The 21,197-nt window shown below is 63.7% G+C and carries 19 protein-coding genes; 9 read left to right on the top strand and 10 right to left on the bottom strand.

The features are described from left to right. Nucleotides 1–44 precede the first annotated feature (44 nt). Both RCH10_RS03060 and apaG read right to left on the bottom strand, forming a co-directional pair. Nucleotides 45–1,301, bottom strand: coding sequence for a cation:proton antiporter (locus RCH10_RS03060; RefSeq protein WP_409051216.1), 1,257 nt, complete (start codon nt 1,299–1,301; stop codon nt 45–47). Between the two features lie 85 nt (nt 1,302–1,386). Continuing rightward, nucleotides 1,387–1,782, bottom strand: coding sequence for a Co2+/Mg2+ efflux protein ApaG (gene apaG, locus RCH10_RS03065; RefSeq protein WP_323499241.1), 396 nt, complete (start codon nt 1,780–1,782; stop codon nt 1,387–1,389). A 41-nt stretch (nt 1,783–1,823) separates the two neighbouring features. Between apaG and rpe the strand changes: the two genes are divergently transcribed. After that, entirely contained in the window at nt 1,824–2,534 is a 711-nt protein-coding gene (gene rpe, locus RCH10_RS03070; RefSeq protein WP_409051217.1) for a ribulose-phosphate 3-epimerase, read from the top strand. A 15-nt stretch (nt 2,535–2,549) separates the two neighbouring features. On the opposite strand, the gene RCH10_RS03075 is transcribed toward rpe, so the two are convergent. Beyond that, complete coding sequence (locus RCH10_RS03075; protein WP_409051218.1) at nt 2,550–2,828, bottom strand: hypothetical protein; 279 nt, start codon at nt 2,826–2,828, stop codon at nt 2,550–2,552. An 87-nt stretch (nt 2,829–2,915) separates the two neighbouring features. Between RCH10_RS03075 and RCH10_RS03080 the strand changes: the two genes are divergently transcribed. Both RCH10_RS03080 and RCH10_RS03085 read left to right on the top strand, forming a co-directional pair. After that, nucleotides 2,916–3,890, top strand: a complete 975-nt coding sequence (locus RCH10_RS03080; RefSeq protein ID WP_409051219.1) for a succinylglutamate desuccinylase/aspartoacylase family protein — start codon at nt 2,916–2,918, stop codon at nt 3,888–3,890. Between the two features lie 61 nt (nt 3,891–3,951). Next, on the top strand, nt 3,952–4,902 hold the full coding sequence (locus RCH10_RS03085; RefSeq protein ID WP_409051220.1) for a Ku protein: 951 nt from the start codon (nt 3,952–3,954) through the stop codon (nt 4,900–4,902). A gap of 44 nt (nt 4,903–4,946) precedes the next feature. On the opposite strand, the gene RCH10_RS03090 is transcribed toward RCH10_RS03085, so the two are convergent. Continuing rightward, the gene (locus RCH10_RS03090; protein WP_323499236.1) at nt 4,947–5,765 is read right to left on the bottom strand and encodes a transglutaminase family protein; all 819 of its coding nucleotides are present in this window, start codon (nt 5,763–5,765) and stop codon (nt 4,947–4,949) included. 259 nt (nt 5,766–6,024) lie between these two features. On the opposite strand from RCH10_RS03090, the gene RCH10_RS03095 reads away from it, so the two are divergent. Both RCH10_RS03095 and RCH10_RS03100 read left to right on the top strand, forming a co-directional pair. Continuing rightward, nucleotides 6,025–6,171 (top strand): hypothetical protein, encoded by a 147-nt coding sequence (locus tag RCH10_RS03095; RefSeq protein WP_409051221.1) that lies wholly within the window; start codon nt 6,025–6,027, stop codon nt 6,169–6,171. 61 nt (nt 6,172–6,232) lie between these two features. Beyond that, nucleotides 6,233–8,452 (top strand): catalase, encoded by a 2,220-nt coding sequence (locus tag RCH10_RS03100; protein WP_409051222.1) that lies wholly within the window; start codon nt 6,233–6,235, stop codon nt 8,450–8,452. 33 nt (nt 8,453–8,485) lie between these two features. Here RCH10_RS03100 and RCH10_RS03105 read toward each other — a convergent pair whose 3' ends face one another. The 4 genes from RCH10_RS03105 to RCH10_RS03120 are packed head-to-tail and all read right to left on the bottom strand — an operon-like array spanning nt 8,486 to nt 11,908. Beyond that, nucleotides 8,486–8,863 carry a response regulator gene (locus RCH10_RS03105; RefSeq protein WP_409051223.1) on the bottom strand — a complete coding sequence of 126 codons (378 nt, stop codon included), beginning with the start codon at nt 8,861–8,863 and terminating at the stop codon, nt 8,486–8,488. 7 nt (nt 8,864–8,870) lie between these two features. Then, complete coding sequence (locus RCH10_RS03110) at nt 8,871–9,233, bottom strand: response regulator (RefSeq protein WP_409051224.1); 363 nt, start codon at nt 9,231–9,233, stop codon at nt 8,871–8,873. A 5-nt stretch (nt 9,234–9,238) separates the two neighbouring features. Further along, on the bottom strand, nt 9,239–11,728 hold the full coding sequence (locus RCH10_RS03115; RefSeq protein WP_409051225.1) for a response regulator: 2,490 nt from the start codon (nt 11,726–11,728) through the stop codon (nt 9,239–9,241). Nucleotides 11,729–11,731: 3 nt separating this feature from the next. Next, nucleotides 11,732–11,908, bottom strand: coding sequence for a hypothetical protein (locus tag RCH10_RS03120; RefSeq protein WP_409051226.1), 177 nt, complete (start codon nt 11,906–11,908; stop codon nt 11,732–11,734). Nucleotides 11,909–12,753: 845 nt separating this feature from the next. Between RCH10_RS03120 and RCH10_RS03125 the strand changes: the two genes are divergently transcribed. Together RCH10_RS03125 and RCH10_RS03130 are read left to right on the top strand one after the other, a co-directional pair. Further along, nucleotides 12,754–13,602: a helix-turn-helix domain-containing protein gene (locus tag RCH10_RS03125; protein ID WP_409051227.1), complete on the top strand. Its 849-nt coding sequence runs from the start codon at nt 12,754–12,756 to the stop codon at nt 13,600–13,602. Then, on the top strand, nt 13,599–16,082 hold the full coding sequence (locus RCH10_RS03130) for a 7TM-DISM domain-containing protein (protein ID WP_409051228.1): 2,484 nt from the start codon (nt 13,599–13,601) through the stop codon (nt 16,080–16,082). Before RCH10_RS03125 ends, RCH10_RS03130 begins: the two co-directional genes overlap by 4 nt. A gap of 32 nt (nt 16,083–16,114) precedes the next feature. Here RCH10_RS03130 and RCH10_RS03135 read toward each other — a convergent pair whose 3' ends face one another. Together RCH10_RS03135 and RCH10_RS03140 are read right to left on the bottom strand one after the other, a co-directional pair. Continuing rightward, nucleotides 16,115–16,498, bottom strand: a complete 384-nt coding sequence (locus RCH10_RS03135) for a hypothetical protein (protein ID WP_409051229.1) — start codon at nt 16,496–16,498, stop codon at nt 16,115–16,117. 28 nt (nt 16,499–16,526) lie between these two features. Next, entirely contained in the window at nt 16,527–16,976 is a 450-nt protein-coding gene (locus RCH10_RS03140; protein WP_409051230.1) for a hypothetical protein, read from the bottom strand. 417 nt (nt 16,977–17,393) lie between these two features. Between RCH10_RS03140 and RCH10_RS03145 the strand changes: the two genes are divergently transcribed. Both RCH10_RS03145 and RCH10_RS03150 read left to right on the top strand, forming a co-directional pair. Then, on the top strand, nt 17,394–19,493 hold the full coding sequence (locus tag RCH10_RS03145) for a CHAT domain-containing protein (RefSeq protein WP_409051231.1): 2,100 nt from the start codon (nt 17,394–17,396) through the stop codon (nt 19,491–19,493). Next, entirely contained in the window at nt 19,490–21,190 is a 1,701-nt protein-coding gene (locus RCH10_RS03150) for a ShlB/FhaC/HecB family hemolysin secretion/activation protein (protein ID WP_409051232.1), read from the top strand. Before RCH10_RS03145 ends, RCH10_RS03150 begins: the two co-directional genes overlap by 4 nt. The last annotated feature ends 7 nt before the right edge of the window (nt 21,191–21,197 follow it).

A 21,197-nucleotide genomic window follows, 5' to 3' on the forward strand; every position in this document is an offset into this window, starting at 1 on the left:
TGCGTCCGGCAGCGCGGGCAACGGACCGCGGTTCAAATTGCTGCTCATCGTTGCGTCTCCTCTGCCGTCATGAACGCCTCGGGCGTCCAGGGCAGCGAGCTTTCGCCGGCGCTGTGGATGGCGATGGTCGCAAGCACCGCGCCCAGCACTTCCATCAGCAGGATGGCGGGCAGCGCGACCTGCGTGATCATCGCGCCCAGCAACGGCGATGCAGTGACGAAGCCCGACGCGATCAACAGCGCGATCGACGACAGCGGCGACATTGCGCAGCCGACCCAAAGCGCCTGCTTCCAGCTCGCGCCGCTGCCCGGGTTGGCAATGGCGACGCCGGCGATCTTGGCTGCAAAGCGCACGCTGATGACGGTGAGCACCACGCTCGCGACCGGCAGGCTCCAGTCCGCCTGGGCGGCGACGATCGACACCAGCACGAACATGAGCATCGTCAATAGCGACGCTGCGGTGCCGAGCTGGCGCGGCCAGGCCCACGGCTTGGGATTGAGTTGCTTCAACAGCACGCCGCCGATGAGCGCGGCCAGCGGTGCCGAGCCACCGACGTGCGCCGTGAGGGCCGCACCGGCCGCGATGATGGCCAGCAGCAGGATCGAGGTGTTCTCGCTGGTCGGGCTCATGAAGCGCAGGGCCGATCGCAAGGCCAGCGCCATGACCGCACCGACCACGAACGACAGGCCCAGCACCACGCCCACCGGGTAGAGCTTTTGCACCAGCCCCTGCGGCGCTCGCTCGATCAGGCCGGCCTGCGCATAGCCCAGCGCCAGCGCATAGAACGTGTTGAGCGTCGCCAGTGTCATCGCCCGATCGGTCACCGGGCCGGAAGCGCGGGTGTCCATCAGCACGCGGCTCAGCACTGCGGGCGAGGCGACGATCGCCATCAGCGCGATCGGGTTGGCGACCGGGTCCGGAATGCCAAGCCAGTGCAGCGCCCAGAACACGCCGAAGTACGTCAGCGAGGCTTCGAGGATGCTTTGCAGCAGCACCATCGGGTTATAGCGAAACCAGCGCAGCGGCAGGCGACCGCCCGCCTCGAACAGCACGATCGCCACGCCGAGCTCCAGCAGGTACATGCTGATGCCCTGCAGTGGCCAGAGCGCACCTTCGAAACCGGCAAAGCCGACGATGGTGCCGACGATCGAATAGCCGACCACCTTGGGCATGCCCATGTAACGCTGCACCAGGTGCCCGGCGGCTGCTGCCACCGCCAGCAGCAAGGACCACAGCACGATCGGCAGGCCGGCGGTCGGCCGCGCCCATTCCGCCCAAAACGCCATGAGCTCGTTGGTCATGACCGTGAAAGACGGGAGCGAAGAGAAGAAAGACATCATCGGAGAAACTTCATCCGGCGGGGTTGCGGCGACACCGCTACACGCGTCAATGCAGCACGCGGGTGCTGGGCCGACCGTCCGAATTGGCTTCGAGCACGAACATCGGGATGGGTACGTCGAAGCGGTCGCCGGCTTCGTTCACCACGAAGAAGCTGCCGTGCATGGTGCCGCTGGGCGCCTGCAACCGGCAACCACTGGTGTAGCGGAACGACTCGCCGGCTGCGAGCAGCGGCTGCTGGCCGATGACACCGAGTCCCTTGACCTCCTGCGCGTGACCCGAAGCGTCGTTGATGAGCCAGTGGCGGGCGATGAGCTGGGCCGGCACCTCCCCGGTGTTGGTCACCGTTACCGTATAGGCGAAGGTATAGACGTGGTCTTCCGCCGACGATTGCTCGGGCAGAAAACGGGGCTCGACCTTGACGGTCATCGTGCTGTCGGACATGCGGCGATGGTACCCGCAGCCTGCTTTGCGACAATTGGAGAATGAGCACCACCGCCCGCCAATTCCGCATCTCACCCTCCATCCTGTCCGCCGATTTTTCGCGCCTTGGCGCCGAAGTGGCGCAGGTCATCGCCGGCGGTGCCGACTGGATTCACTTCGACGTCATGGACAACCATTACGTGCCGAACCTGACCTTCGGCCCGATGATTTGCCACGCGCTCAAGCCGCACGCCAAAACCGCCGCCGGCATTGCGGTACCGATCGACGTCCATCTGATGGTCGAGCCGGTCGACGCGCTGGCAGCATCGTTCGCCGAGGCTGGCGCGGACTTCATCAGCTTTCATCCCGACGCGTCGCCGCACACACACCGCAGCATTCAGGCGATCAAGGCGGCCGGCTGCAAAGCGGGGTTGGTGTTCAATCCGGCGCGCGGGCTGGAGGTGCTGGATTGGGTCATCGACGACATCGACCTGATCCTGATCATGAGCGTCAACCCGGGCTTCGGCGGGCAGACCTTCATCGACACCACGCTGCGAAAAATCGAGGACGCCCGCAAGCGCATCGAGCAGAGCGGGCGCGACATCCGGCTCGAAGTCGACGGCGGCATCAAGGTTGACAACATCGCCCGCGTGGCGAGCGCCGGGGCCGATACGTTCGTGGCGGGCAGTGCCATCTTCACCCAGCCCGACTATGCGGCCGTTATCTCTGCGATGCGTACCGAACTTGCCGGCGCCGCCCCGGCCCGCGACTGATCCCCCTGCGCGGGATCAGCGCTTGCTGACCTTTTCGTTGTAGACCTTGTCGGTGACTGGGCTGGTGCCGGTGTCGACCAAGCCTCGTTCCAGGTCTGCGTGACCTTGCTTGCCGACGCGTGTCGGCTCGCCATCCGCAGTTTCCTGGCTGTCTGAGGATTGGTCGCGTTCGTGTGGCAATTTGGGCGCCGAATCGCCATCCTGCTGGACCTTGGTCTTGCCGCTTTCGGCGTCGTCCACCGGCCCGGGCTGTACCGAATCGATTGCGGGCTGGGACGGTTTTTTGCTTGCCATGACGCTGCTCCTGTAAGCGTCTCTTTATCGCATGATGTTCGCCTGTCCCCGGTAGGACCGTCCTGCCGGTCGCTGTAGGATCGTTCGATGACATCGCTCCATGCTGTTGTGCCGCTGCGAATCCACAGCTTCGAATCGACCGCCCCCGGCCCCCGGCTGATCGTGCTCGGCGGCGTGCACGGCGACGAAACCTGCGGCACCGTCGGCATCGAACGGGTGCTGGCCGAACTCGATGGCGGCACGTTCACCTTGCTGCGCGGCACGCTCACCATGGTGCCGGTGGCCAATCCCCTGGCGCGACAGCGGCAGCGGCGCGAAGGCGAGCGCAATCTCAACCGGTTGTTCCAGCCGAGCACCGCACCGGCCGACTACGAAGCGCTCATCACCAACCTGCTTTGCCCTTTGCTCGACCGGCACGACGTGCTGCTCGACCTGCATTCGTTTCAGAGCGCGGGCGATGCGTTCGCGATGATCGGTCCGCGCGACAACCACGGCGGGCTGGAGCCGTTTTCGCGGGCGTTCGAAGAGGGGCAACTGGCATTGCACATCGGGACCTCGCGCGTGGTCGAAGGCTGGCTCGACATCTACGCCGCCGGCCTGGCGCACCGCGCAAGTTTGCCGGGTGGCGCGCCGGTCGACGATGCCGCGCTGGCGTTCGGCTGGGGCACCAACGAGTACATGCGCAGCCAGGGCGGCTACGGCGTCACGCTCGAATGCGGACAGCACCGCGATCCGGCTGCACCCGATGTCGCGTACCGCGCGATCGTGTCGGCGTTGCGAGCGCTGGGGATGATCGAACACGCTGAAGGCGCGCCGACGCAGCCGTACCGGCCGGCCCTGCTTCGCCTGGTCAGCGTGACCGACCGCACTCACGAAGAAGACCAGTTCGTTCGCGAATGGGCGACCTTCGACGCGGTGGCGCAGGGCGAGCCGATCGGCGTGCGCGAAGACGGCGCCATTCTGTACGCCGAGCGCGATGGCTTCGTCGTGTTCCCGAATGCCGAGGCGCTGCCGGGTACCGAGTGGTTCTACTTCGCGGTCGAGAGCGATCGGCTGCTTTAGCTTCGTTCCTACAGGTGTGATGCTGCGGTGCGCCTACTGTCAAGGGATGGAGGATTCTCAAATGCCCGATTCGAAACCTGCCCCGCGTGTTCTGTGGAAAGGCGCCATCAGCTTCGGCCTCGTTCACATCCCGGTCGCGCTGTACTCCGCAACCACCGACAGCGGCATCGACTTCGACTGGCTCGACAAGCGCACGATGGACCCGGTTGGCTACAAGCGGATCAACAAGAAAACCGGCAAGGAAATCGACCGTGAGCAGATCGTCAAGGGCATCGAATACGAAGACGGCCAGTACGTCGTATTGAGCGATGCCGAGATTTCGGCCGCCTACCCCAAGACCACGCAGACCATCGAGATCGAGACCTTCGTCCCGGCCGCCGGCATTCCGTTCGTCTACCTGGAGCGGCCGTATTACGTGGCTCCCATCAACCGCGGCGCCAAGGTCTATGCGCTGTTGCGCGAAACCCTGCAACGCAGCGGCCGCATCGGGGTGGCGCGCGTCGTCATCCAGACCAAGGAACATCTGGCAGCGCTGGTGCCGTCGGGCGCCGGGCTGGTGCTGAACCTGCTGCGCTGGGGCACCGACATCCGCTCCTGGAAAGACCTGCCGCTGCCCGCCGAAGGCGCGAAGCAGGCGGGCCTTTCGGACAGCGAACTCAAGATGGCGAAAGCGCTGGTTGAAGACATGAGTTCCGACTGGGACCCGGACGCTTTCAAGAACTCGTTCAAGGACGCGATCATGAAGCTGGTCGATCGCAAGGTCGAAGCCGGACAGACCGAAGCGGTCGAAAAGCTGCAGCCGATGGAGGCAGCGGATGCGGGAAGCAGCGCCAAGATCATCGACCTGACCGAATTGCTGCAGCGCAGCCTGCGCAAGGGCGGCGCCAGGGCAGCTCAGGATGCGCCCTTGTCCGGCGGGGCCGAGGCAGCGACCAAAAAGCCGGTTACCAAGCCGGCTGCAAAAAAGGCCGCGCCGGCAGCGGCAAAGACATCTCGGCGCCGCGCCGCCTGAGCCTTTCAAGAGGCGCCCGAGCGGCGCCTGAAATCGCTCGGGGGCTACTGGACGATCTCGTCCGTCGTCACTTCGAACCGCTGAAGCGTGTTCGCCCCGAACACCATGCTGATCGGCACGTCCGCCGCATCGCGACCGCGCGCGATCACGATGCGCCCGATGCGCGGCGTGTTGTGCCGCGCATCGAAGGTGTGCCAGCGGTTGCCCAGGTACACCTCGAACCAGGCGCTGAAGTCCATCGGATACGGCACTGCCGGAATGCCGATGTCGCCGAGGTAGCCGGTCACGTAGCGCGCCGGAATGTTCATGCAGCGGCACAGCGTGATCGCCAGGTGCGTGAAGTCTCGGCAGACGCCGACGCCCTCGCGAAAGCCTTCGAGCGCGGTGCGCGTGGCGCGGGCGCGTTGGTAGTCGAAGCGCAGATGGCGGTGCACGAAATCGCAAATCGCCTGCACACGGTGCCAGCCCGGCGCAACGTTGCCGAAGTTGGCCCAGGCGAACTGAAGCAGCTCGCTGTCGACCTCGCAATAGCGGCTCGGCAGCACGAAGGGCAGCGTCGATACCGGAAGGTCGGACGGCGCATGCGCGATGGCGCCATAGTCGACCGGGTCGGCCCAGCCGCTGTCGAACACCACCGCTTCGTTGCGCAAACGCACGCTGCTGACCCCAAACGGAACATGGACGCGGGCGCAATGGTTTTCGAAAACGTCCTGGTAATGGTCGGTCACCAGGGGCGGGCTGATGGTGATGTTCTCGCCGGCCGGGATGTCGGCGGCACGTGACGGATGCACCTGCAGCATGTAGATCAACGCCGTGGGAGCGGCAACGCCGAGTTCGATGTCGAAACCGATTTTGATGAGCATGTTGGCGTTTCTCTGAGGACAGGAGCTGGAAGCAAAGCAGTTTTGATGCCTGCAGTCCATCTGCAGGTTGTGAGCATCCTATCGGGCACCAAAGTCACCCCGCGTGGGCCGTGGCCGGTTCGCGCGTAGGTGCCAGCGCGGAATGGTCGGCACGGTCCTACCTTGCTTCCCTCGCAACTCCCACACCGGCGCACGCGTGCTCACTACGGGTAACGGAGCGTGTGAAACGTAAATTTCATGCCATCAACAGGAGCTGATCATGGGGCTGTCGTCGTTGTGGGGTGTGTTGAGTAGCGCATCGGTCGATGACGCGCTGGTTTGGGGCGTTGCGATCGTCTCTGCGTTGGTCGCTTTGCTGGCGTTGGTCGATGCGCTCGACATGTTCCTGGATGCCGAAGCCGGCTAGCTTTTTCTAATTTGTTTCCCGGTGCCACATGCACCTGGATTTCGGTCCCCGAAGGATTTCAATGACGCCCCAGAACAAGGGAGCCGCAGGCCGTCGGCCCAAGCCTTCAGCCAAAGCTGCCGCCAATGCCGGTGCCAGCGCCAAGCAAGAACAACTGGCCGGCTACACGACCGACAGCGCGCCGGAGCTGACGACAAATCAAGGCCTGCAAATCCCTGACAACCACAACTCGTTGAAAGCGGGTTTGCGCGGGCCTACGCTGCTCGAAGACTTCATCCTTCGAGAAAAGATCACCCACTTCGACCACGAGCGCATTCCGGAACGCGCCGTCCACGCCAGGGGTTCCGCGGCACATGGCTACTTTCAGGTCTACAAGTCGATGTCGCAGTTCACCAGTGCCGACTTTCTCCAAGACCCATCGGTCAAGACGCCCGTTTTCGTGCGTTTTTCGACCGTGGCGGGCGAGCGCGGCTCGGCCGATACGGTGCGCGACGTGCGCGGATTTGCGGTCAAGTTCTACACGCAGCAGGGCAACTACGACCTGGTCGGGAACAACATCCCGGTGTTCTTCATTCAGGACGCGATGAAGTTTCCCGACTTGATCCACGCAGTGAAGCCCGAGCCGCACCACGCGATGCCGCAGGCGGCCAGCGCGCACGATACTTTTTGGGACTTTGCTTCGTTGATGCCGGAGTCCACCCACATGCTGATGTGGGCCATGAGCGATCGCGCCATTCCGCGCAGCCTGCGCATGATGGAAGGCTTCGGCGTTCATACGTTTCGCTTTATCAACAGCCGCGGCGAGAGCCACTTCGTCAAGTTCCACTGGAAGCCGAAGCTCGGCATTCATGGCCTCGCCTGGGACGAAGCGCAAAAGATCGCCGGCAAGGACGCCGACTTTCATCGCCGCGACCTGTGGGAAGCGATCGACAAGGGCGACTTTCCGGAATGGGAGCTGGGCGTGCAGCTCATTCCGCAAAACAAGGAGCATTCGCTCGGCTTCGACTTGCTCGACCCGACCAAGCTCATCCCGGAAGAGATGATTCCGGTCCAGCGCATCGGCAAGATGGTGCTCAACCGCAACCCGGACAATTTCTTCGCCGAGACCGAGCAGGTCGCGTTTCACCCCGGTCATGTGGTGCCTGGTATCGATTTCTCGAACGATCCGTTGTTGCAAGGCCGGTTGTTCTCGTACACCGACACGCAGATCTCGCGGCTAGGAGGCGCTAACTTTCACGAGCTGCCGATCAACAGGGGCGTATGCCCGTTCCACAACTTTCAGCGCGACGGCATGCACCGCCAGACCATCGCACGCGGTCAGGTTGCTTACGAGCCGAACACGCTCGGCAACGGATCGGAATTCAGGGTCGACGGCAGCGACAAGGGATTTCACTCCTTCCCCGACGAGTTGGAGCCGCCCAAGATTCGGCGTCGAAGCCCGTCATTCGACGATCACTTCACGCAAGCTCGCCTGTTCTTCAACAGCCAGAGCACGGCCGAGAAAGACCACATCGTCGCAGCCTTCCGTTTCGAGTTGTCGAAGCTCGAACTGCCCGCTATTCGTCAGCGAATGGTAGACAACCTGGCGCATGTCGATGAAAAACTGGCGCGTCGCGTGGCGGAGCCTCTGGGCATCGGCGTCCCGGATGCCAAGGCTGCGGCTGGGCGTGCGGGCTTTCGCGACCACCAGATCAGGCTGCCCATTTCGGAATCGCCGGCACTCAGCATGGTTGGCAGCGGCGACGGCTCTATCAAGACGCGCAAGGTGGCGATCCTGGTGGCCGATGGCGTCGACTCGGCCTCATTGAAGCCGATCCGCGAAGCCATCGAAGCAGCGGGCGCGCAGTGCAAGGTCATCGGTTTGAGGCTCGGCACCGTGACCAGCAGCAGCAAACGTCAGATCGACATCGACGCAACATTCACCAACATGCCGTCGATCATGTTCGACGCGGTGCTCGTGCCGGCGGGCAAGGACAGCGCCCAGGCTTTGTCGCGCAGTGGCGATGCAGTGCACTTCGTGCTTGAAGCGTTCAAGCATTGCAAGGCGATCTGCGCGGTGGGCGAGGGCGTGGCACTGCTGTCGACGCTGGGTCTCGATGCGGGCAAGGGGGATGCCAAGAGCGGCGGCGCCGCGGTTCCGTCCGGTGTAGTGATTGCCGCGACCCCGGCGACCAACATGGGCGACCTCACCGCAGCACAGCAGGTGGCGCGCGATTTCATTGCGGCAATGGCCAAGCACCGGCACTGGGATCGCGCCGACATCGACGCTGTGCCGGCCTGAGGACGGCAGCACGCGCTGGGCCAGGCTGGACAGTCAGCGCGCCAGGCTGGCCCGAACGCGAGACCACAACTCGGCGCGCGCGATCGGCTTCGTCAGAAAGTCGTCGGCGCCCGCGTCGAGGCCTGCCTGACGCTCGGCGGCGTCGACCTCTGCACCGATCAGGATGATCGGGATGTGTCGGGTCTCGTCCAATGCCTTCAGCGCCCGCGCGACCGCGTGACCGTTCATGCCCGGCATTCGCACATCGAGCAACACCACGTCGGGCGTATGTCGCGCGGCCAGCGCCAGAGCCTCGGGTCCATCGGCTGCACTGAGAGTGGCGTAACCCTCGGGCGCGAGCAGCGCTTCGAGCAACCGGCGGTTGGCCACGCGGTCGTCGACGATCAGCACGGTGGCGTCGGATGTATTCATATGCATCTCATGCCAATAACTTGTTGATGGCCGCATGCAATTCCTGGTAACGCAAGGGCTTGGCGATGTACGCATCGCAGCCGGCGGCTTCCGCCTTCGCCTGGTCGTCCTTCATGGCCATGGCGGTCAATGCGATGACCGGAATCGCCGCAGTCGCCGGCGCGCGTTTGAGCAGCGCCGTGGCGGCCAGGCCGTCCATGCCGGGCAACTGGATGTCCATGAGGATCAGGTCGGGCTGCGCATCGCGCGCCATCATCAAACCCACTTCGGCATCGACGGCGCACAGCATCGTGTGGCCGGCGTTGCCCAGCAGCAGGCAGGTCAACTTCATGTTCGCCGGGTTGTCTTCGATGATCAGGATGCAGGCCATGCTGTTCAATCTTGCGGTAGCGCGCGGCGCACTTCGTCGACGAAGCGGTCGTGGCCGAATTCGTGCTTCTCTATGACACGCAAGGCCTTTCCCGGATAGCTGTCGAGCGCCGCACGATGTTCGACAGAAATGGGGCTGGCGGTCACCACCACGATCGGGATGTCGGCGGTATCGGGGTTGCGATACAGCGCCTCCACGACGTCGATGCCGCTGGTTTCCGGCATGGTGAGGTCGAGCAGGATGATGTCTGGCTTCACGCGTTGCGCAAGCGCGATGGCGTCCTCGCCGCCATAGGCGCGAAGCACGGCATACGCCGGCGTCGGTAAAAAGGCGGCGATGACATCGACCGCCTTCGGGTCGTCGTCGACGACGAGCACGGTGCGTGTAAGGCTCGCGCCGGGCTGCAGCCCGAGGCTGGCCAGCGTTGCCTTCAGGTCGGCCCGGCTGATCGGTTTTTGCATGGCGGCGACCGCGCCGCGGCTCAGCGCCACGTTGCTGTCGGCTACTCCGGCGATGATGACCACCGGCAGGTGCGCAAGGTCGGCACTTTCGCGCATCTTCAAAAGGAACTCCCAGCCATCCATGCCCGGCAGCTCAAGGTCGAGTGTGACCAGGCTGAGTGTCTGCATCGGCGCCATGACGAGCGCGGCTTCGGCGCTTGCGGCATGCAGCACGGTGAAGCCTTCGGCCTCCAGCAACAGGCGCACCAGGTCGGCCGCTTTGTCGTTGTCTTCGACCACCAGCGCCATGCGTTCCCTGCGAATGGCCGCCGCCGGGTGTGCGTTGCCATTGGTGGTCGCCATCACATGGGCCAGCGGCGGCGTGGCGAGCAGCGGTAGCCACACCGCGAAGCAGGCACCTTGGCCCTCGGCGCTCGACACCGCGACAGTGCCCGCGTGCAATTCGGCCAGTTGCTTGACCATCGCCAAACCCAGACCCGTGCCGGCGAACTTGCGCGCCAGACTGCTGTCGATCTGGCTGAAAGCCTGAAACAGCCGCGCCATGTTCTCCCGCGAGATCCCGATGCCCGCGTCGCTCACCCGTATCTCGAGAAAATCGTCGTGCTCGCTGTCGGCCAGAGGGAAGCTTTGCACCGGCCATGTACCGGGCAGGGTGCCGACGCTGGCACGCGGCACGCGCTGCACGCTCAGCACCACACGGCCCCCGTCTCCACTGAACTTGACCGCATTCGACAACAGGTTGTAGACGATCTGCTTGGTCTTTCGCATGTCGAGCCGCGACAGTCCGATGCCTTCACCGGTTTCCAGGTCGAGCCTGATGTGCTGTGCTGCCGCCTTGTCCTTGACGATCGACAGGCTGTCCTTGAGGAGGCGCGCGAGGTCCACCGTTTCCATCTCCAGGCTCATCATCCCGGCCTCGACCTTGGACAGGTCAAGGATGTCGTTGATGAGCGAGAGCAGGTGCAGCCCGCTGGTAAAAATGTCGCCGATGTACCCCGTTTGCGTATCGCTCATGGAACCCATCAGGCCGTCTTTCAGCGCTTCGGAAAAACCGATGATGGCGTTGAGCGGCGTGCGCAGCTCGTGTGACATGGTCGCCAGAAACTCCGACTTCATGCGGCTCGCATGTTCCAGCTGGAGATTGGTTTCTTCGAGCGCGCGCTCTACCCGCCGCCGTGCGTCGACGTCGCGTGCCGAAGAAATAATTCCCTTCACTTCACCCTCGCGATTCCGGAACGTCGCTGCGTTGAAGGACACCACTGTTTCGACCCCGGTACTCGAGCGCACCGTCAACTCGAAGTCGCTGATCGTGTTGTCTCTCAGCACCCATGCGACGCCCCGTTCGGCGCTGTCGGGGTCGGTAAAGGAGTTGCGGCATGGTGTGCCGATCAGTTCTTCGCGGCTGCGCCCAGTCAACTCCACCATCTGCTGATTCAGGTCGGTAATGATCCCTGCCGGATCGGTCATGACCAGCGCGTCGGTGTTCGATTCGATCAGGGATCGCATGTAGAACTGCTGATCGCGCAAGCGTTGATCGAGCTGTGCCTTGGCGGCTTCCACTTGCATCCGCGCCGTGTTGTCAGTCCCGATGAGCAGATAGCCGATGATGGTGTCGTGCGCATCGCGCAGTGCTGTGACAGACACGATCGCCGGGAAGCGGCTGCCGTCCTTGCGGATGTAGGTCAGCTCGTAGATGTCTTCGATGCCGCGCGATGCCTTGAACACCAGCGCCTCGAAGCCCGGCGTGATCTGGGTGCCGAGTTCGAGGCTCAACGCTGCAGCCCGCGCGATCACTTCCTGCGGGTCGGAGATGTCGGCCGGCGTGATGGTGTCGACTGTCTCGGCGGCGGTGTAGCCGAGCATGCGCTCTGCACCGACGTTGAAAATCTGGATGACGCCGCGGGCGTCGGTTGCAATGCTTGAAAAGTTGGCGCTGTTGAAGATGGCGTCTTGCAGCGCGCCGGCCTTGATGAGCGTCTCTCGCCGCCGGAATTCGACGATACCTTCCGGGCCTGGTGTTTCAGCGGTGTCCATGATTCAGGTGAACCGCGTTTCGGATCTGTCCGACGCGTGCGACTTGTCCGACGTGTGCGACTTGTTCAGGTCTGTAATCGCGACTGCCTCGCCGTGGGTGAAGGCGGCGGCGCGGAACCGGCTTGCCCGTTCGTTGTCCAGAGTGACATCGATGGTTTCGGCGCGTCCGATCTTCGTCATCGGCGTTTGCGGCACCAACTGCTTTCTGGCACTTGAACCGTTGAGTTGAATCAGTCTGGGCATGGGTGGTTCCGATCTACACGTTTGGTGAGGTGCGAGACGGCTCCAACGGCTGCGTCAAACATGCGGTCATCTGCAGTCGAAGGAAAAAACCGTGTCGGGACTTCCTCAAGAATTATCCAAATTCAGTTCTCCCGTACAACATTGCAAGTCGCAAAACTCTTTTGTATTTTCGACGTCGATACAAAAATTTATTGGGACTAAAGTTCTCGCATTGAAGATAAAAATACAGCAATAGAATCACTGAGCTTCTTGTAGTCTAGAACTTGTCCGTCTTAATTATGTAGTTCGAGACGCCGTCTATATCGGCCCTGCATCCCAGAACACTGTGCAAACACGCTAAGGGAAATTGCTTTGATGCTGCTTTGTATTGGAAACAAGAGTTGCAAAATTGAAACTACTGAAACAGATTGGCCGTGTTCAACAAAAACGTTTTTGGTTGTCGATCCTGAATGGCAGAGAGCGCCACGGGCCGTTTCGCACGGGCAAGTGAAAGTCGGTCTGTAATTCAACTTATCTCTGTACGGTGCGAGAGCCAGCCGGGGACAACCCAGCTGCAGGTCGCAGATTCGACCGGTGATCCCGGAAATCGCATTCCGGTGTCGGACTGAGGGTAAACCAGCCAATAGTCTTTTTGGGAGGGACTAAGGTGGCTGGGGTTAAATTGGCATTTGGACGCTACCGCACAGTTGGCGCTTAAATGACAGTTCAAAATAGCTGATTTATCTGAAATTCGAGACTGCGATGTCGATGTTTTTGAGTTCGAAGTCGAATGGGCGACAAACATGACGATGAAGTCTGTAGAGCCCTACGTCGCGCGCCTGTTGGTAGTCGACGACAGCCCGGAGCAACTCAGATTGCTGCTGGAAGTGCTGCGCGGTGCGCGCTTCGAAATCATTGTTGCTTTCGACGGAATGCAGGGCTACGGTCGCGCCGTCGCACAAGCGCCCGACCTCATCCTGATGGACGTCCGCATGGACCGCACCGACGGCTTTGCAGCCTGTCGGCTGCTCAAGGCCGATCCGCTCACAGCGCATATCCCGGTGATTTTTCTGACGAGTTCCGGCAGCCTCGAGGAGCGGCTGACCGGACTGCGCGAAGGCGCTGTCGACTACGTGCTGAAGCCTTTCGAGCCGGCCGAAGTGCTGGCACGCATTCGTACGCATCTGCGCCCAGCGCTCCCCTCGCCCTCTGTGGCGGAACGGGCTGGAACTGCAGGAGTTGCCGGAGTTGTCGGAGTTACCGGAGTTACGGAGGCGAGCACCGCTGTCGCAGCAGACACCGACCAGCAGCCCGACCATGTGCTGGTGCAAGCCGCCCTGCGCCAGGTCGAATCCAACCTGGCCAGCATGCCCACGCTCGCTGAAATTGCACGCCGTGTGGGCACGCACGAGAAGCGGCTGACCAAGGCGTTCCGCCAACAGACCGGCATGTCGGTTTTCGAGTTCGTGCGCGAACAGCGGCTCGGCCTGGCGCGGCGACTGCTCACGCAAACGCCGCTTGGTATTGCCGACATCGCTGCGGAGGCGGGCTTCTCGAGTGCCGCCAACTTCGCCACCGCATTCAAGGCCGGACTGGGTACATCGCCGAGCGAATACCGGGCCCAGCTGGCATCGCGGCAAAGGCCGTCTTGAGGCTGGCGTCGTCGCGGATCGAAGCCTGCAGCCTCGCTGCGCTGGCTTTGTTATCTGCGTTGTCGGCGCTGTCGATGCTTTCTACGTTGGCGGCGGCCAACACCGCAATCGCTGCAAGCGTGGCAACGCCATCCCTCGACACAGTGCAGACCGCGGATGCCCACTGGCCGATGTCGCTCACCCGCCGCATCCAGGTACTCGAAGACGCCACTAGCAGGCTCTCTTTGGCGGACGTACTGGCCAAGGCAGACCCCTTGCAGCCGGACGCGGTCTCGGGCTCTTCGTCGCACTTCGTTCCGGCCACGACGAGCCTGCTCCAGCCAGGCTTCTCGCAGTCGGCCTGGTGGCTGCGCCTGCGCATCGCCAACGACGCCGGCAGCGAGCAACGCTTGCGACTGTTGCTGCGTTCACCTCGACTGCAGTACGTCGATTTCTACTGGAACATCCCAGGCGCGGAGCCCGCCGGCTGGCAGCACAGTCGCGCCGGCACCGCGGTCAGGGTCAGCGAGCAGGAGCCGGCGCGGCGCGAGCCTCTGCTGCCGATCAATCTCGACCCGGGCCAGCGCGCCGAAGTGATGGTGCGAATTGCCGGTGCATCGAGCATGCAGATCCAGCCCTGGCTCTATCCGGCCGATGCCTGGCTCGACCGTGAAACGCGCGATGCGTTGAAAGACGGTGCGCTCATCGGCGGCCTGCTGATGATGGCCGCGTATTCGCTCGTGCTCTGGCTGCTGTCGCGCAGCGGGACGATGGGCTGGCAGTGCGCCGGTTTCGCGATCCTCGCCCTGTATGAGGGGTCGTTCCGCGGCTTGACGCGCTTCTATCTTTGGCCGGAAAGCCCCGTATGGGCTTCGCGTGCGCCCGGCGTCCTGGGCGGCGCATGCGTGCTGGTGCTGATGTTCTATCTGCACAGCCTGACGCTTCGATTGCGAACCCGGCCCACGGGGGGGCGTGGCTACTTCATTGCGCTGGCCGGCGTGCAAGGCGCGGTGTGCGTGGGCATGCTCGTCGGAAACTACTACGTCTTCACGCAGATCAACCTCGGCGTGTCGTTGCTCATCGTCGGCAGCCTCATCGTTGCGGGCTATATGTACGTGCGTCGCGAAGGCGCTCACCACAAGCTGCTGCTCTGCGCCATCTTGTTCGCGCTGCTGAGCGTGGGCATTCGCAACGTGGGACTGCAGGGCGCCCTGCCGCCCATGCTGGCAGGCGTTCGCAACTACGCGACGGGGTTCACGACCGCTGTCGCCGCGCTGGTCGCGCTGGCGGTGTGGGCCCACCAGACCTCACGACAGCGCCAGCAGATCCAGGACAGGGTGATCGACCTCTTGAGCCGCCAGCACCATCGTCTGCGCCGTGCTGTGGCGCGTCAGACGCGTGCGCTCAACACCGCGCTGGCCGAAGCCGAAAGCAACTACAAGAAGCAGGTCCGCATCATGTCTTTCATCGGCCACGACCTGCGTGCGCCGCTTGCCACCATCATCGGCTATGCACGTCTCATGCGGTACGACGAACCGTCGTCCCGCGTCGGCCGTGAGAGTCACCTGGACACCATCGAGCGCGAGGCGACCTACCAGCTCACGCTGATCGACGAGCTCCTCGAACATGCGCGCGGCGAGCGCGACCAGCTCACGTTGAATCCGACTGCGGTCGACCTGGCCGGCCTGCTGGATGCCGTCACGCAGCACGCGGCGAGCTTCGCAGCGCAGCAGCGCAACGCGTTCATTTTCGTGCCCGACCCGGCCGGACCGCGCTGGGTGCTGATCGATGCAGCGCGGTTGCAACAGGGGCTGCTTCACTTGCTGGCCAACGCTGGAACGTTCGCGCGCGATGGCTGCATCAGCCTGCGCGTCGGCTCGCGGCGCGAAAACGAGGGAGGCGACAGTAACGACGGCGCCTGGCGATTGAGTTTCGAAGTGACCGACACCGGAACGGGGGTCGAAGCCGAAGACCTCGCTCGGGCCGCCGACAGCTTCGAGCAGGCCCAGCCGGTCGACGGCGCACCGGGGGTTCCTGGCAGCGGTGGCGCTGCCCGGCAAAGCAGTCTCGGACTCGGTCTCTTCATCGCGCAACGCATCGTGCAACGCATGGGCGGCAAGTTGTCGCTGCATTGCGATGCGGGACGTGGGTGTCGTTTCAGATTCGAGTTGCTGGTGCCGGAAGCCGAGCCTTTGTCGGCTGCTACACCGGCGAGTCCCAGCGCGCCCGCAGCGCCGGTTGCACCCACCGCAGCGCCCACGTCGATCGGCGAGCCCGGTGATGTGCCGACCGCCGATGCGCTGGCACGGCTGCATCGCCTGGCAGGTGACGGCCAGTGGAGTGCGATCGACGATTGGCTGGCGCAAACGCTGATGGCACAACCGGAATGCAGCGGGTTTGTCGCCGCCGTGCGCGCTGCCTTGTCGGCACTCGATTTCGATGCCATTCAGCGCATGGCGACACCGTCGATGCCCGAACGCGCTGCCTGGCCCGCTACCTGAATCGACCGAGGCCAACGATCGAGGCGTTGGGTCTACAACTCGACGAAGTTGCTTTCCACTGAGATGCCGCCTTCGGTGTTGAGTACGAAGGTCAGGTTCTTGGTTGTCGATTGGCCGGACTCGCCATCCGGTTGCACCAACGCCAAGGCGCGATCGTCCCCGGCCTGGTCCGGGCGCGCGTAGAAGTGCGAAACCGTGATGCCGTCCAGATCGGCGAGCGGCTTGAGGAACGCGATGAACGCCGTTGCCGTGATGCCGTCGTCTTGAATGGCGCGCCAGTGTTGCAGCAGCGTGAGATTGGAAGCGTTGCGCGCCTGCGCTGCATCGAGCGCTTCGACGCTGTCGATGTTCGCTTCACCGCCAATGACATCCAAGCCATCGAGAAGCGACGCATGAATCGAGTCCTTGTTGTTCATTGTGTTTGCTACAGAGTTCGCCATGCGGTCAATGCGCGAACCTCGCGTCCGACCGACGTTGCGCGTCGGGCGCATTGGCCGATGGGTCGGTCAGGATGAGCACCGCGCGGTAGGCGGCGCGGCCGGCACCCTTGGCGTCTTCGGCCAGCTGCTTCCAGCTCAGCGCCCGCTCCAGCGGCGTCGGCGCGACAAACGTGGGCCGCACCAAAGCGTTGGTGATTTCCAGCAGGCCACCGACCGAGGTCATGCACAGCTCGATGGCGTCCATCTCGGAACGCGTGATCTCGGTGCCGGCCGTGGTGGCGGTGGACAAGGCATGCGAGCCCGTCTGCTCCCGCACAGCGGCCATCGCATCCTGCAACGCCAGGGCTGCAGCCTGAATCAACGCGCTGGCTTCTTCCCTGGACGCGTTGTCGGCACAGCGGTACTGCATCGGCTTTGTGGTGGCTTCCGAAAGTGGGGCAAAAAGGCAGTCCATGAGCATCTCCATCAGGTGTCGGCACGCAGTAACCAAAAGGGCTACCGGGGGTTGAACAGATTGTTGGCCGCCTGAAAAGGCGCGACCTTTGAATGCGGGCGGAAACCATTGATTGACGTTTGCTTTCGGGGGCGGATCGCCCGATCCGTGATGAATTGCGTTGAATGCCTGAACCATTGCGAAGCGATCCACGTCGTCCGACAGGTCACCTCCATAGCCCTTAAGCGCTAGACCTTCTTGCGAATAGGCGGGTCGTGCACCCCTCCCTAGACTTTCCGGACGAGGTCTGAGAGGCGCGCATTTTCGCGGCGTCGGAGTACCGCCAGCGCGGAACTGAGGGCCGCGCGTGGGGGTCGAATGGAACGGTATTTGAAGGTGGGTGGGGCATGCATCGCGCGCCGATGGATTGCGCGTGAAATGGCATTGAATGCGATCGTGGTGATCCTGGTGTCCTTGACTCCATTGCAACCCGCATCGGCACAGCAGGTCGTCGACGCAGAGGCCGCTGCCAGCAAACAGGAACAAGCCCGCCTCGCCGACACCGACACGCTGTTCGCGCTCACCAACGACGGCGCCGTGCTGTACGCCAACGATGCCGTCAAGCTGTCGGGCTATCAATATTGCAGCCAGGCCGTCGCGCTCGCCGAGGCCGGTGAATTCCGGCAAAGCGTGCGGGCCGCCAGCAAGGCGCTGCACCTGGCCAACACCACCAAAGACCCCAACTTGCTGGCCATGGCCAACCGCGATCTGGCCATCGTCTACAGCTACTCCGGCCAGCTCGACAAGGCCGAAGACTTTGCCCGTGAGGCGCTCAAGTACCCGGCACGCGACCCCAAGCTGGTGGTCGGTCCGGCCAACAAGGTGTTGGGCGATGTGCAGACGCGCCGCGGCGATTATTCGGGCGCGGTGCGCAGTTACGACGTCGCGCTGGCCAACAGCTCCGAGCGCTACATGCCGCTGGTCAAGTCGTCGCTGGTCAATGCGTTGATCGAGTCGGGCGATGCGGTGCGCGCGCGCGAAGTCATCGGCACCATCGCGCCTGCCAAGGAGCCGTCGCTCGCAGCCCAGTTCGACCGCACCCGCGCCCGCCTGCTGCTGGCCGAAAACAAGCCGGCCGAAGCGCGCGATTTGTACCGGCAACTCACCACGCGCACTGTCGGCACGGACACCGGCTACTACCAGCTCTGGGCATGGGACGGCGTGGCCCGCAGCGAGCTGGCGCTGGGCCAGAAGCAGGCGGCGGCCGATGCCGTCGGCCATGCGCTCGGCGGTGTGGACGCAGTGCGCTCGCGCTTTCGCAGCGAAGAATTCAAGATGGGTTTGTTCTCCGATCTGCAGTCGGTGTTCGAGCGTGCCATCGGCTTGTACAGCGATGTCGGCGATGCACGGCAGGCCTTCGAGGTGAGTGAGCACAGCCGCTCGCGTGCGCTGCTCGATGCGGTGCGCGGCCGTGCTGCGGTGTCGGGCGAAGCTGTGGCAACGGTCGACCTCGCGACGCTGCAAAAGACGCTCAGGCCCGACGAGCGCGTCGTGCAGTTCCACTCGCTGCCCGACCGTTTGCAGGTGTGGGTGGTGAGCCCGACCGCCATCGCCGAGAAGAGCGTCGCCATTTCGCGCGACGACCTCACCGAAGTGGTCGAGTCGTTTCGCAATTCCGTCGTGCGCGGCCGGCGCACCGCCATCGCCACCGCCGACAAGCTGGGCGCGCAACTGCTGGGGCCGCTCGACTTGCAAGACGGCCAGCGGCTGATCGTGGTCCCGCATGGGCCGCTGCATTACCTGCCATTCCAGGCGCTGCGGCTGAACGGTCGTTACGTGATCGAGACGCATCCGGTGTCGGTCTCTCCATCGATGAGCATCGCGGTGCAACTTGCGCAACGCAGCCCGCGCGTGTCGGCATCGCTCACCGCTTTCGGCAATCCACGCATCGACGAAAAGTACGAGCTGCCCGGCGCCGAGATCGAGGTCAAGCAACTGGCGCAACTGTTCCCGCGCAACAACCTCTATATCGGCGCGGCCGCCACCAAGACGCAGTTTCGAGATATCGCATCGCGCTCGCCGCTGATGCACGTCGCGGCACATGCCGAGGCCGACCAGATCGATCCGCTCTATTCGCGCATCTTGCTGGCCAACGAAAACGGCAAGCAGAACTTCTTGGAAGCGCACGAAATCCTGGGGCTGCCGATGCAGGGCACTGCGCTCGTCACGCTCTCTGCTTGCGAGTCGGGCCTGGGCCGTATCGCGCAAGGCGACGAGGTGCTCGGCTTCACGCGGTCGTTTCTGTCGGCCGGCACATCGAGTCTCATCGCCTCGCTCTGGCCGGTGTCCGACGACGCCACCGAGGTGCTGATGACAACGCTCTACACCGAGCTCTCCAAAGGCCGTGACGTGCAGCTTGCCATGCAGGCAGGCCAATTGGCCGTCTTGAAGAACCCGCGCATGTCGCATCCATTTTTCTGGGCCCCGTTCAACCTGATCGGCAACTGGCGCCTGACGGTCGGAGGAGCCGGAGCATGAAGCGCTCGCCACTCCTGATCTCGATGCTGATGGCCTTCGGCGCTCATTACGCGCAACTGTCGCACGCTGCCGATGCTGTGCTGCCGCTTCTGCCGACCAAGGACCCGTGCAGCAGTTGCGATCGGCCGGTGGCACAGGCCGGTTCATCTGGTTCGGCCACCAACCCGAACAGCCAGTCACTGCCCGTCGCGCCAACGCCGACAGTGACCGCCTTCCGCCTGAACGACCTTCGTCTGAATGGCGCGCAGACGCTGTCGAGTGCCGAACTCAAGAGCGTGACGCAGCCCTACATCGGGCGCGACGTGACGCTCGGCGACCTCGAATCCTTGGCCCAGGCGATCACCGCGCAGTACCGGGCGCGGGGCTACTTTTTGGCGACCGCCATCGTGCCGGTGCAGACGGTGCGTGATGGCATCGTGGAGATCAGCATCATCGAAGGGCGGTTGGGCAAGGTGGAGGTCAACGTTGCCGCCGACGCGCCGATGAGCGAAGCACGTGTGCGCGGATTCCTGAGCGGTCTCGCGGTTGGCGAAGCGGTCAATGCACCGGTCTATGAGCGATCGATGCTGCTGCTGTCGGATCAGCCCGGCATCCGTGTGTCGTCGGGCTTGCAGGAAGGCACGCAGACCGGCACCACCGATCTGTCGGTCGACGTCGTGGCTGTGCCGCGCTGGGCCTTTACCGCCGAGGCGGATAACCACGGGACGCTCGAATCGGGCCGCTACCGGGTCGGCGGAACGGCACGCTGGCTGAGCCCTTTCGGCATCGGCGACAACCTCGACCTGCGGGTGATGGTTTCCAACAGCAATGCGTTGCAGTTCGGCCGTCTCGCGTACGAAGCACCCATCGGCACCAGCGGCCTGCGCGCCGGCATCGGGCTGTCCCGCGTGGCCTATGCGCTGGGCGGAAACTTCGTCGACCTCGATGCCAGGGGCACCGCCAACGTGCTCGATTTCGCGCTCAACTATCCATTGATCCGGCAGCGGCAGCAGAACCTCTTCTTGCGGCTCACGGCCGATACAAAAAACCTGACGGACGAAATGCGCGCCGTCGACTTCACATCGAAAAAGAAGGTGCATGGCCTTGGCCTCGGCTGGACATGGGAGCGCCGCGACGACGTGCTGGGCGGCGGCTACTGGGCCAGCTCGGGCACGCTGTACCGCGGCTCGCTGCGCATCGAAGACGAGATCAGCCTGCAAAACGACGCGAGCAGTGCGGGTCGCCATACCGAGGGCAGTTTCAGCAAGGGGACGTTCCAGCTGTCGCGCCTGCAATCGATCGTCGATCGGCATTCGCTGTACCTGTCGGTCGGCGGTCAAGCCGCTAGCAAGAACCTGGATGCGTCGGAAAAACTGTCGCTCGGTGGCGCGCGCGCGGTGCGGGCCTATTCGTCGTCCGAAGCATTGGTCGACCAGGGCCTGATCGGCACCGTCGAATGGCGCTGGTCGTACAACGCCGAGCTCAGTCCGTTCGCTTTCTACGACGCTGCGCGCGGCAAATACGCGCGCAGTCCGACCGCCTTCGACGGGCCGAACAACATCAGCTTGCGCGGCTATGGCCTCGGCGTGTCATGGGCGCGTTCAGGCAACTTCGCGATCAACGCGACGTTGGCATGGCGCGATGGCACACGCCCTGCACAGTCCGATGGCGGTGGCCGCAATCCGCGCTTGTTCGTGCAGGCGCAGAAGAGTTTTTGACGGGACG

It is taken from the genome of Variovorax sp. GrIS 2.14 (assembly GCF_046115955.1).
GTDB lineage: Bacteria > Pseudomonadota > Gammaproteobacteria > Burkholderiales > Burkholderiaceae_C > Variovorax.